This window comes from Paenarthrobacter sp. FR1, from assembly GCF_051106045.1.
Lineage (GTDB): Bacteria > Actinomycetota > Actinomycetes > Actinomycetales > Micrococcaceae > Arthrobacter > Arthrobacter nitroguajacolicus_A.
The window spans coordinates 49,394-62,021 of record NZ_JBPFSF010000014.1 but is presented as its reverse complement, the minus strand read 5'-3'; the positions used below and the strand labels follow the sequence as shown (position 1 = coordinate 62,021).

General features: G+C 63.6%; 5 protein-coding genes, 1 tRNA gene and 1 riboswitch. Of the genes, 3 read left to right on the top strand and 3 right to left on the bottom strand.

What is annotated here, in order from left to right:
* Positions 1-113: 113 nt before the first annotated feature.
* Positions 114-1,544, top strand: a complete 1,431-nt coding sequence (locus ACR30Z_RS20850; protein ID WP_434374466.1) for an MFS transporter — start codon at positions 114-116, stop codon at positions 1,542-1,544.
* Positions 1,545-1,610: 66 nt separating this feature from the next.
* Here ACR30Z_RS20850 and ACR30Z_RS20845 read toward each other — a convergent pair.
* Both ACR30Z_RS20845 and ACR30Z_RS20840 read right to left on the bottom strand, forming a co-directional pair.
* Positions 1,611-1,698 (bottom strand) — tRNA-Ser (locus tag ACR30Z_RS20845).
* A gap of 155 nt (positions 1,699-1,853) precedes the next feature.
* The gene (locus ACR30Z_RS20840; protein WP_434374465.1) at positions 1,854-4,106 is read right to left on the bottom strand and encodes a prolyl oligopeptidase family serine peptidase; all 2,253 of its coding nucleotides are present in this window, start codon (positions 4,104-4,106) and stop codon (positions 1,854-1,856) included.
* Positions 4,107-4,166: 60 nt separating this feature from the next.
* Between ACR30Z_RS20840 and ACR30Z_RS20835 the strand changes: the two genes are divergently transcribed.
* The gene (locus ACR30Z_RS20835) at positions 4,167-6,116 is read left to right on the top strand and encodes an FAD/NAD(P)-binding protein (protein WP_144651715.1); all 1,950 of its coding nucleotides are present in this window, start codon (positions 4,167-4,169) and stop codon (positions 6,114-6,116) included.
* Between the two features lie 74 nt (positions 6,117-6,190).
* Positions 6,191-6,290: riboswitch (glycine riboswitch) on the top strand.
* A gap of 144 nt (positions 6,291-6,434) precedes the next feature.
* Positions 6,435-7,895 (top strand): D-serine/D-alanine/glycine transporter, encoded by a 1,461-nt coding sequence (cycA, locus tag ACR30Z_RS20830; RefSeq protein WP_434374464.1) that lies wholly within the window; start codon positions 6,435-6,437, stop codon positions 7,893-7,895.
* 82 nt (positions 7,896-7,977) lie between these two features.
* On the opposite strand, the gene ACR30Z_RS20825 is transcribed toward cycA, so the two are convergent.
* Positions 7,978-12,513, bottom strand: coding sequence for an ExeM/NucH family extracellular endonuclease (locus tag ACR30Z_RS20825; RefSeq protein WP_434374463.1), 4,536 nt, complete (start codon positions 12,511-12,513; stop codon positions 7,978-7,980).
* Between the last annotated feature and the right edge of the window lie 115 nt (positions 12,514-12,628).

The window sequence follows — 12,628 nt, the reverse complement described above, 5'->3', positions numbered from 1 at the left end:
GCAAGCTGGTAGGAAAGCGTCATGTTGTGATCGCTCCCACGCTGCGTCTATAGGATCGAGCAAACACGCCTGCTGCCTGCTGCAGGCTACCTGCCAGGACTTGGACCGGAGCCATGAGCACAAATCCCAACACCGACGTCGAAGCGGCCAACGAAACCACCTGGCGGCCGCGCTTGGCCCTCTTGGTGGCGGCAACGTTCTTCATGGAGTTCCTGGACGGGACCATCCTCACCACCGCCATTCCCAGCATCGCGTCCGATTTCAGCGTGGCTCCGGCCGACATCAACATCACCATGACGGCGTACCTGGTGACGGTAGCCATGGGCATTCCGCTGAGTAGTTGGCTTGCTGAACGGTTCGGCGCTCGCCGAATCTTTTGCCTTGCGATCTCCGTGTTCACCATTGCTTCCCTGCTGTGCGCAGTGAGCACCGACCTGACCATGCTCACGCTCAGTCGGGTGGCACAGGGCATGGGTGGGGCCATGATGGTTCCCGTGGGCACGCTGGTGGTGCTGCGGGGCACTCCCAAGTCCGAACTCCTCCGCGCCACGGCCTATTTGGTGTGGCCTGGTCTTCTGGCCCCGGTCCTGGCCCCCATGGTGGGTGGCGCCCTCACAACGTTCCTTTCATGGCACTGGATTTTCATCATCAATGTTCCCCTTGGGCTCGCCGCTTTCATAGCAGCGCTCAGGTTGGTGCCGCGAACGCAGTTTGACGGCAAGCGCCGGCTCGATTGGTTTGGGCTGCTCCTGACCACCTTGGGAGTCGGAGCTTTGGTTGTGGGCCTGGAAACGTTGGGCGGCCACGCGTCCAACGTACTTGCAGTGGTGGTGGTGATTGCCGGAGTGCTGTCCTTGGCGGGGGCGGTTTGGTGGATGGGCAAGGCCAAAGTCCCGCTGTTCAACCTCACTGTTTTTGGGACAAGGACTTTCCGGGCCACTTCTACCGGCGGCTTCATTTACCGCCTGACCATCAGTTCCGTACCGTTTCTGCTGCCATTGATGTTCCAGGACGGATTTGGCTGGGACCCGCTGAAAGCCGGTGTCATGGTGGCGGCGGTCTTCGTGGGCAACATCGGGATCAAACCCGCCACCACGCCGCTCATCAGGCGTTGTGGGTTCAAGCCCGTACTTGTCTTTGCCTCGTTCGCGTCCGCCGTGACGTTCGCTTTGTGCGCGTTCCTCGATGCCCAGACGCCCGAACCATTCATTTTTGCCTTGCTGTTGTTCAGCGGGGCGTTCCGCTCCATAGGTTTCTCGGCCTACGCCTCGGTGCAATACGCAGACATCGTCCCAGGGCAGCTCCCGTCGGCCAACGCCATCTCGGCAACGCTCGTTCAGTTGGCGGCAGCAGCCGGAATCGCTGTTGGCGCCTTGTTCCTGCGACTCTTCGAGACCACGCGCATGTTCGGGGCGGACCAAGTGGGGGCTTACAAGGGCGCCTTCATTGCCATGGCGCTCCTGATGCTGATCAGCACTGTGGACAGCCTGACCCTGCACCGCCATGCCGGCTCCGAGGTCAGCGGCGGAGCGAAGCGCGGCTGATCAGGGGCTCAACGGATATGAGCGTTAAACGCAAAAGGTCCCGGTTCGAAAACCGGGACCAATTCGCGGAGACGGGGGGATTTGAACCCCCGGTGGAGTTGTGCCCCACACTTCATTAGCAGTGAAGCCCATTCGGCCGCTCTGGCACGTCTCCAATTGCTATTGCTAGCCCACCAAGGATACGCAGAACCTACGGCCCAGCGCAAAACGCGGCCGTTCAGCCGCCCAATTCGATGGTTCGCTGCCGGATGGGCCGTTCGCACGGCTGTCCGCGCAGGGAACCATCGAATCGGAGCACGGAGGAAGATGTCAGTTGCTTCCAGCCAGTGAACGCCATAGGAAGTGGTTGCTCCGTGCCTGCAGTGCAGCTGCCTGTCGGTTGTCCGAGGCTCCCGCGTGCCCGCCCTCCAGTGCTTCGTGGAACCACACGTTGGGAATGCCCATGGCCTGCATGCGCGCTGCCATCTTGCGGGCCTGGACCGGTCCCACACGGTCATCCGAAGTGGCGGTCCAAATGAACGTTTCCGGGTATTCCACGCCGTCGTGAAGCAGGTGGTACGGCGAGAAAGTACGGATGAACTCCCACTGACCGGGGACATCAGGATCGCCATACTCGGCAATCCATGAGTACCCGGCGGAGAGCTTCGTGTAGCGGCGCATGTCCAGGAGCGGCACGCCGCAGGACACGGCACCGAACAGTTCCGGGTACTGGGTGAGCATGTTGCCTACCAGCAGGCCGCCGTTGGACCCGCCGACGCAACCCAGCCGGCGGCGGCTGGTGACCCCTCGCGAGATCAGGTCCTTCGCCACTGCGGCGAAGTCCTCGTACGCACGGTGACGGTTCTCCTGAAGGGCTGCGCGATGCCATGACGGACCGTACTCGCCGCCGCCCCGGATGTTGGCCACAACGTACACGCCACCGCGAGAATGGGACGCTGTGCCGTCGTCGGGCGTAGCTCCCAAGGTGCGCCGCTCCAACCATGCCCGGCCGATGGTTCCGCTGTACGCAGGAGTGCGGGAAACCTCGAACCCGCCGTAGCCGGAAAGCTGGGTGGGGTTCTGGCCGTCCAGCACCAGGTCCTTGGACGCCACCTGGAAGTAGGGAACCTTGGTCCCGTCCTTGGAAACAGCAAAGTGCTGCTGGACTTCGTAGTCGGCTTCGTTGAAGAACGACGGCGACCGCTTCACTTCGGCGTGCTGGCTCGCCACGCCGCTGGATGCCGTCGCCGGTGCCGCCTCTGACGACGCGGCACCGAGCGTCCCCCGCGTCAACGTGGTCGGCGTCGTGAACCCCGTGGCCACCAGCCAGAAGTCGTTTCCCGCCCCGGAATCGGAATCGTCCTCGTCGTCCACTGCATAGGCGTTGACGTCGTGCAGGGGAGGGCAGGCATCCAGCACGGTGGAGGTCCACGCCCCGGTGGCATCGGGGCGAACAGGATCCAATACCCGAATCTCGGAGGAGACGTCGCGCAGGAGGTTCAGCAGCAGGTAGTCCTTGGTCCAGCTCCAGGACTGCAGTGAAGTGTGCGCATCAGGTTCGAACAGCACCACGAATTCCCGCGACCCCGCCAGGTAGGCCTCGAAGTCGGCGGCAAGTAAGGACCCGGCAGGATACCCAACACCGGCAACATCCCAATCTTTCTGCGGGCGGAACAGCAGCCAGTCGCGGTGGGCACTGATGTTGACGTCCGTGGGGACATCGATGGCCACCCACGAGTCGTCGCGCAGCAGCCAGGTGTTGCGGTTGTAGAAGTCGATGTAGTCAACGGCGAAAGTCCGTTCGAATCCCGGGGTGGAGTCGTGCGCCACCATGGCCAGCATGTGGTCTTCCGGGATCTCGAAGATGCGCTCAGCGTCGGCAAGGGACTGGCCGCGGCGAAGCTTCACCCCGGTCCGGGCGTAAGAGGACGTGGTGGCCGGAAGCCCGTCCGCGGTGCTGGAGACCAGGAGGGTGTCGGCGTCAAGCCAGCTGACGTTGCCCTTGGCAGTTGGGAGGTCGAAGCCGCCCTCCACAAAGGTGCGGGTTTCGACGTCGAACTCGCGGTGGCGGTCGGCGTCGCCCCCGTCGGGGGACAGCGAAACCATGGCAAGGCGGTACTCCTCGCCGTCCGAAGGGCGGAGGAAACCGGCACCGTGGAACACCCACTCAACGCCTTCAGCAGCGGCAAGGGCATCAATGTCCAGCAGCACGTCCCATTCGGGATCCTCGGTGAGGTAACTCTCCCACGTGGTGCGGCGCCAGAGTCCCTTGGGGTGTTCCTGGTCCTTCCAGAAGTTGTAGTAGAAGTCACCGCGCTTGTTGACCATGGCGATGCGGTCCGTGGAGTCGAGGACCTCCAGGATGCCGGCCTCGACGGCCTGGTACTCGGCGTCTTCCAGCAGGTCTTCGGTGCGCGCGTTTTGCTCGCGGACCCACGCCAGCTGTTCTTCGCCGTGGATGTCTTCAAGCCATACGTTCTCATCCGTGGGCTCAGGCGCAACATCCGCTGCGTGGCGCGGGCCGGAGGCCGGCGCGGTGTCATTCTCGGGAAGTGGCGACTGATCAGCTTCTGTGGTGGTCATCGCCCCATCCAAGCAACACTGTTCCACGGTAAGCAAGTCACGCAGAAGTTAGGCTTGAGCGTGGCTAAATCGCAAATCAACCGTGTTGCCCTGCTGGGGGCTGGCCCTCGGGGCACCAGCGTCCTCGAGCGGTTGCTCGCGAACTGGGCTGCGGAGAGCGTTGAAGGCGCCACGCTGCACATTGATGTCGTAGATCCCTACCCGGCTGGTTCAGGCCACGTATGGCAACCGGAGCAGTCGCGGCTGTTCCTGATGAATACCCAATCGTTCTATCCCACCCTCATTCCTGAGGATCCGAAGCTTGCGCCACCCCTCGCGGGCGGTTCGTTCGACCAATGGCGTGAGGCCCGGCGTCGTGATGGCGAGGGACTCAACGACGCCGAAAAGGCGGAGCTTGCCACCCTCGAGTCACACGATTTCCCCAGCCGTGCCCTGTATGGGCGGTATCTTCGCCAAACGTTGGAGGGGCTGCTGGAACGGCTGCCCGACGGCGTCGAGGTCACCTTCCATAAGACGCTCGCCGTTGCTGCGCATCCCGTGAAACGTGAAAAGGAAGACGGGTTCGACGTCGAACTTGCCAACGGTGCCAGGCTCACCGTCGGCTCCGTGGTCCTCGCGTTGGGCCACATCGAGTCCCGACTGAATCCCGAGCAGCGGTCCTTCAAGAGCGCGGCCGACGAACAGGGCCTGCTCTACTTCCCGCCGGCTCCGCCGGCCGATGTTGACTGGCAGGCAGTGCCGGACAATGAGCCGGTGCTGGTCCGCGGCATGGGCTTGAACTTCTTCGACGTCATGGGCCAGTTGACGGAGGGCCGTGGCGGCAAGTTCGTCGAGGCCGGTTCACCCGGCGCCGGTGTGCTTGAGTACCGGGCCTCGGGCCGGGAGCCGAAGATCATCGCTGCCTCCCGCCGGGGAACGCCGTATCGGGCCAAAGCGGGGCTGGCAGGCTACTATCCCAGCAGCATCACCATGCGGTACCTGACGGAAGATGCCGTTGACCGGTTCCGGGCGGCGGGAATCCAGCCCGGCTTCGATCACGACCTGTGGCCCTTGCTGCACCGCGATGCGCTCTGGGCCTATTACACAACATTGGCCCGATCCCAGCCCACGGCAATCAAGGATCCGGAACAGTTCCTCGCAGACCTTGAGGACGCGCTCCAACCCCATGCGCACACCACTGCCAAGTGGGAAAGCGATGTGGGGGACCTCGTGGAAAAGCACGTTGTTGCCTCCCGCCGACTGAATCTCCGGGGTTTGGCAGCACCGCTCGCCGGCCGGACATTCGCCTCCAGACGAGAGTTGGATGTGGCCATCACTGCTTACCTGGACGATGATGCGCGGCGATCGGCATTGGGTGAGGCCGACCCCGTGAAGATGGCCATCGGTGCCCTCCACACCGGACGGGCAATCCTTAAATCCGTGGTGGCTGACGGTGGAATTACGGACGAATCATGGCTGGCGGGTTTGCGCGGCTGGTTCGAGTCGTTCGTCGAGGGGCTGGCCAGCGGAGCGCCTGCACTTCGGTCGGAGCAGTTGGCCGCCTTGGCGCGTGCCGGCGTCGTGAGTTTTGTGGGACCAGACCCCAAGTTCAGCGTGGACCGGGGCGCGAAAGTGTTCCGGGCGGTGTCGCCGTGGGTCCATGATGCGCCCGTGGAAGCACGGACGCTCGTGGAGGCAATGTCGCCTGCCAACAGGGTGGGCATCAACCTCTCGCCGCTGCTGGAACAGCTCATGGCCGACGGACTGGTGCGTACCAAGATCATGATGGGGGTGGAGGGCACACCCATGCAGACCACGGGCCTGGATGTGGAGCCCCACCCTTATCGGCCATTGGCGGCGAACGGATCCATCACCAAGAACTTGTACGTCCTGGGCCTCCAGTTGTCTGCGTCCCAGTGGGGGACCGCCATCGCTGCGGAGGCGCGCCCGCTCACCGGACCGGCGTACGCCAGCGGACAGCGGACGCTGCGCGATGCCGATGAGATCGCCCGTAGCATTCTGGGCCGCTAGCGACGCGGGGTTGCGACTGCCTCCAGCCTTCGTTACTGTGTGAGCTGCATCACCCACTAGGGTGTGCGCGCTTTTGATCTGCGGCGGGAGAGTCCTGCCCGGTACATCCCGTCAGGCGCCGTAGGAGCAAACCCTCCCCAGGAATCTCTCAGGCCCATGTACCGCCGCGGCGAGGCAACTCTGGAAAGCAGTCCGGCTACCGGGCTCACCGAAGGTGCAAGCAGGCCAACGCCTGCGGAAACTCTCAGGTCCACGTACAGAGCGGGGAGGAACCCGAATCAACGTGGCACCCCGTGCCGCCTGAACGATGGAGTTCCTTTGACGATTCAGCGCCCACCTTCCAGCGATTCACCCCACCTTGAGCGTCAGCTCAGCAACCGCCACATCCAGCTCATCGCCATCGGCGGAGCTATTGGTACCGGCCTCTTCATGGGGTCCGGCAAGACCATTTCAGCGGCTGGTCCGTCCGTCATTTTCGTGTACATGATCATCGGCTTCATGCTCTTCTTCGTCATGCGTGCCATGGGCGAGCTGCTGCTGAGCAACCTGAACTACAAGTCCTTCAGCGACTTCGCCGCCGACCTGCTGGGGCCGTGGGCCGGCTTCTTCACCGGCTGGACGTACTGGTTCTGCTGGGTCATTACGGGCATCGCGGACGTGATCGCGATTGCCGGGTACTCCCAGGAACTTTGGCCATCCCTGCCGCTCTGGGTGCCGGGCCTGATCACCATCGGCATCCTCCTTCTCCTCAACCTGGCCACCGTGAAGGCTTTCGGTGAGACGGAGTTCTGGTTCGCGCTCATCAAGATCGTGGCCATCGCGGCCCTCATCATTGTTGGCCTGTTCATGATCTTCAGCGGCTTCCAGTCCGATGCCGGACCGGCCAGCTTCACCAACCTGTGGAGCCATGGCGGCTTCTTCCCCAACGAGTTCATGGGCTTCGTGGCAGGCTTCCAGATCGCAGTGTTCGCGTTCGTGGGCATCGAACTGGTGGGCACCACCGCCGCTGAGGCCAAGGACCCGGAGAAGAACCTTCCCAAGGCCATCAACTCGATTCCCATCCGGGTGCTGCTGTTCTACGTAGGTGCCCTCATTATCCTGATGTCCGTCACTCCGTGGACCCAGTTCGCCGCCGGGCACAGCCCGTTCATCGCCATGTTCTCGCTCGCCGGTCTTGGGGCAGCGGCCACCGTGGTGAACCTGGTGGTGCTCACATCGGCCATGTCCTCGGCCAACTCCGGCATTTACTCCACGTCCCGCATGGTGTTCGGCCTCGCCCAGGAGGGCGACGCGCCCAAGGTGTTCGGCGCCCTCTCCGGACGCAAAGTACCCCGCAACGCCCTGTTCCTGTCCTGCGTCCTGCTGCTGTCCGGCGTCGTCCTCATGTACGCCGGTTCGGACATCGGCAAGGCGTTCGACATGGTGACCACCGTGTCCGCAGTGTGCTTCGTCTTCGTATGGTCGATCATCCTGGCCAGCTACCTTGCATTCCGGAAACGTCGTCCGCACCTGCACCAATCCTCGGCGTTCAAGATGCCCGGTGGCGTGGTGATGGTGTGGGTGGTGTTCGCGTTCTTCGCTTTCGTGCTCTGGGCCTTGACTACCCAGCCGGACACCCTCGCAGCGCTCCTGGCCACGCCTGTGTGGTTCCTCATTCTTGGAGTTGCCTGGTTCATCCTGCGCCGCCGCCCCGCCCACCTGGCACGCTACGCGGCGTTCCAAGCGGAGCTGCAGCGGGACGCAGAGCGCGTCCAGGAACCGGAGCCCGCAACCAAGTAATGCACGCCTGAACAACAAGAAGCAGGGCCCTTCACGCTGGCTGCGTGAAGGGCCCTGCTTATGTGGCCTTAGCCGGGAATGGTCAGCCCCTCAGGCACTTTTGGTACTCCAACCATGCGAAGGCGTACCGCAGCCAGCCCACAATGTCGTACCACTTGGACGGCTTGACTGGCGGGGTGCACTGCGGCGGGTTCGGACCGCTCGTGGCCACCTTCACCAGAGTCTTCACCACGGTTCCACTCTCGACGGCGGTCAGCACCAGGGTGCCGGTGCCGGCGGCTGCCGCCGCGGGGACCTTGAGGTTCACCGTGGCCGCACCAGCTGTGACCGGGACGGAGCCCAGCGCAACGGCCGCGCCCTGGCCGTCCACGAAGACGGCGTTGAGCGACGCGTTGGCCGGGCTGCCGATCGATGTCAGGTTGAGCTTGGACACGGCCAGCGTGATGGACTCTCCGGCCTTGACCTCGGCAGCAGTGGAGTTGGCTACAGCAACGGAGCGGCGCGCGAAGTCCGGTGACACCGGGTTATGTTCCCTCAGGTACTTGATCCACGCATCGCGATCCACCAAGCCGGTGTCCTTCGTGTTGGCGCCTTCCTTGAAGACCCGGAAGTTGTCACCACCGGTGGCCAGGAAGCTGAAGGTTCCGATCCTGTACTGCTTGGCGGGATCGATCACGGCGCCGTTCACCCAAATACCGGTGATTCGGTCTCCTGCGGGGCGGGCAGCATCGTAGGTGTAGTTGACGTTCTTGGACACCCCCAACTGCTGGTAGGGGCGGCTGGGAATGGTCCCGTCAGCGTTGGTCTGCCACTGCTGCTCCAAAAGGGTCTTGAACTGCGCGCCCGTGAGCGACGTGGTCCACAGGTTGTTCACGAACGGCAGGACCGCGTTGGCCTCGGCGTACGTGATGGTCCCGTCCGGTGCGTAGTAAAGCTCGTTACGCAGTCCGCCCGGGTTCACGACGCCGATCTCCGCCGCACCCAGTTCGGGAGCCTTAAGCGTGTCCACCAGGGAGTCCGCCACGAGGTTGCCCAGCGTGGACTCGCTCGCGCGATCATCCCGCTTGGGGGCGCCGCCCGCCGGGTCCGGGGTGAAGGCCGTGGTGATATCAGCGGTCACCGCACCGACCGGCTGGTTGCCGATCTCCGCTGCCTGGGCAAGGGCTTTGTCCACGATGGTCTTCACTGCCGCCACCCGCGGGTAGGCAGCAACGAGGCTTTCGGAGGTCTCGGTGGTCCGGTCCACGATCGCGGCCTTGTACGCCGTCACCGATTTGGTGACGGTGTCTACCGTGAGGGTCACACTGCCCACGTTTTCGCCGTAGTTGCCGGTCTGGACGATAGGACGGGTCTTGCCCGTGGGCTGTCCGTTTCCGTCCAGTACCGGGGCATCCCAGGCGTATTCCTTGTGCGTGTGGCCGGTGAAGATCGCCGCGACGTCAGGGGTGGTCTGGTTGACCAGCTTGGCGAAGGGGCCACCGGCTGCAACTTCCTGCTCCAGCGTGGCACCCTCAGGCGTGCCGGAAGCGGCGCCGTCGTGGTTCTCCACAATGATCAGGTCTGCCAGGTTCTCAGCCTTGATTTTTGCAGCCACCCGGTTGATGGCTTCCACGGGGTCCCCGAACTCAAGATCGGCAATTCCGGCCGGAGTTACCAGGGAGGGAACTTCCTGGGTGACCGTGCCGATAATCGCCACGCGCATGCCGTTCATGTCCAGCACCTTGTACTCCGGCATGACCGGCGTGGTGGTGCCCTTCTGGTAAACGTTCGCGCCCAAGTAGGCGAACTTCGCGTTGGTGCCGTCGGCGACGACGCGGTCGCGCAGGTCCTGCCAGCCGCCGTCGAATTCGTGGTTGCCCACGGCGGAAGCCTGCAGTTCCAGCGCGTTCAGGACGTCAATGGTGGGCTGGTCCTTCGCCACGGACGAAGCGAAGAGGGAAGCGCCGATGTTGTCGCCTGCGGAGATGAAGGCGGTAGCGCCAGGGGCGGCCGCTGCCCGGAGCTTCTCAACGGTGCCCGCGAAGAGCACGGTGTTGGAGTCGATCCGGCCGTGGAAATCGTTGATGCCCAGGAACTGCAGGTCAACGTTTGAGGGTGCTTCCGCGGTCAGATTCAGGCCCACCACCACGGGGTCGTGGTCGCTGGCCCGGAACTCGTCACCGGCATAGTAGTTGGTCACATTGTTGTTATACCTGCTGTACTCCAGCGCAACGGACTCCACGGAGTTGATGTTCCAAATGTCGGTTCCGGTCACCACCTTGTGGGCCGCCGGGGATGCCAGGATGTGGTCCAGGGAACCCACCATGCCGCCGAAGAGGTACGAGTGCTTTCCTGTGCCAACCTCAAGGTCCGTGTAGCCGGCGCCTGTGAGGACGTTGATGGGATCTTCCTTGGAGTAGGCGTTGAAATCGCCGATCAGGAAGACCTTGTCCGTGCCCTTGGAAGCCTGGAGATCCTGGGAGAAGGCGAGCAGCGATTCGGCCTGCTTGGTGCGTGCGATGTTGGAGGCGCCCTGACCCTTGTCGGTGTCCTCGGGTGTTGCTGCGGAGCCCTTGGACTTGAAGTGGTTCACGATTGCGATGAACTTCTTGCCATCGTCCCCGCCCACTGGCTTGAAGACCTGTGCCAGCGGCTTGCGGGCACTAGCGAAGGCCACAGTGTCATTGTGGATGATGGACTCGCCTACAGGCTCGGCAACGGCCTTCTTGAAGATGAACGCAGTGCGGATCATATCTTCGTCGCTCAGCGGGGGAGCGTTGGCCGGCGTGCGCACGTAATCCCACACACCAGGCGTCTTGACGTTCAGGGCGTCCACCAGCTTGGACAGTGCGTCGTCGCGGTTCTTGCCGAACTGTGCCGAGTTCTCGATCTCTTCAAGGGACACGACGTCGGCGCCGGACTTGGTGATGGCCGCCACGATCTTGGCCTGCTGACGCTCGAAGTTCTCTGCGTTGGCAGCACCGCGGGCGTTGCAGCCTTCCTTCACCGTGATCGGGTTGCCCTCACGGTCGGTGTAGAACACGCAGCCGGCAAGCTGGTCACCGGTGGTGGGGAAGTAGTTCAGGACGTTGAAGGAGGCCAGCTTGAGGTTGCCTCCAACGTCAGCGGGACCTTCGGGCCGGGTCGCCGTGAAGCTTGCCGGTTGGACCGACTCAGCGTTGGCCGGGTTCAGCGCGGCAAGGGGCTGGAACTTCCAGGAGTTGTTGCCGTAGCCCAGGATGACGTCTGTCCGGAATTTCGCGGGCGAGCCCACGCGTACGGGGTCGGACGTGGTCAGGTAAGGCAACTGTTGTGCCTTGGTGGTGGCGTCCTTGAGGAAGTTGGTGGACGCGCCGTCGTCGAGCTTGATCCCGCGCAGCGTGTTGTCAGCAACCACCGCGGCGTACTCCGGGGAACCGTAGGTAGCCACTGCCGTCGGCTGTACCAAGGGCGACGTGCCGGCCGCGAGGCCGATCTCGCCGTACTGGTTCAGGGAGTAGTTGTCGGTGACCGTGAAGTCACCTTGCGGCGACACGAGCATGCCTTCGAGGCTTTCGCGGGCGGCGTCGTTGGCAGGCAATGCGAACGGCGTGGACTTGACCTCGGGTGCTGCCTCGGTGAGCTTCTTCAACCCTGCGGCTTCAACGGTGAGCTGGGTCTGGTTGGCGAATTCGCTGACCACACCGGTGAGCTCCACGTAGTCGCCCGACTGGACCGTTCCCGCCGTCGTGGGTGAATAGACAAACACAGCGTCCGACGCCGTCCTGGCCGCCCCGCCGCTGTCACCGCCGGTTCCGGGGGTCTGGACGTAGTAGCCGTTGAACCCGCCTGTGGCGTACACGGCGGTGACCTTGCCGCGCGTCGTCACCGTGCTGCCGACCAACGGACTGGCCGTCCCGGTGCCCTGGATCTCGGCAATGGTCTTGACGCCGGGTTCTGGCTCCGGGTCGGTGGGCGGGGTTGACCCGCCGTTGGAACCGGTGGGTGTGATGGCAGTGCTGAGGCTGAAGTCCGCGGCATTGGAGTCGGAGTCCACGCCATTGGTGCGGTTGATGCTCTTGACGTCCGAGTTGTTGATCGGAGCCGGAGCAACCGCGGTTTCGAAGGTGTTGGATGTGCCGTAGCCCAGGAGGTCGGCGATGGCAGCGTTGCCCGTCACCGAACCTGACGGCAGCGGAGATACTGCGGTGCTTTGCTTGGCCAGCACCAGAGTTCCGGTGGTTCCGCTGGGGTTCAAGGTTCCCGTGGCCTGCACGTCCGCGGCAGGGAGTGCCGGCGCTGTGGAACTGCCGTTGTTCGTGGCTCCCTGAACCAGGTAGTAGCCCTTGGCCGGGATGCTCCCGGTCAGGGGAGTAATACCCGTAGGCGCGGTGGTGGCGGTGGCTGATCTGTACTGCAGGGACCATCCAGCCAGGCTGACGGGAGTATCCGAGGAGTTATAGAGCTCCACGAACTTGTTCTTGAACGCGGCGCCTGTGCTGCCGCCGCTGAGGTACGCCTCATTGATCACCACCGGCGAAGTGCCGGTGGGTACTGCCGGATCGTCCGCCGCGAAGGCGGGTGCCGCCGTCAGCGGGGCTGCAAGCAACCCGACCGACAGGACCGTTCCCGCAGCTGATTTCCAATATTGATGTTGCATCCGCTCTAACTTTCATTAGGGAGCCCTGTGGGGCCCTGTGGACGACGCCCGCTGTCTTGTGAAGTGGGCGATATGCCCGGAAGTTACTCCGGGGTAAAGCTGCCTCGGGCATAGC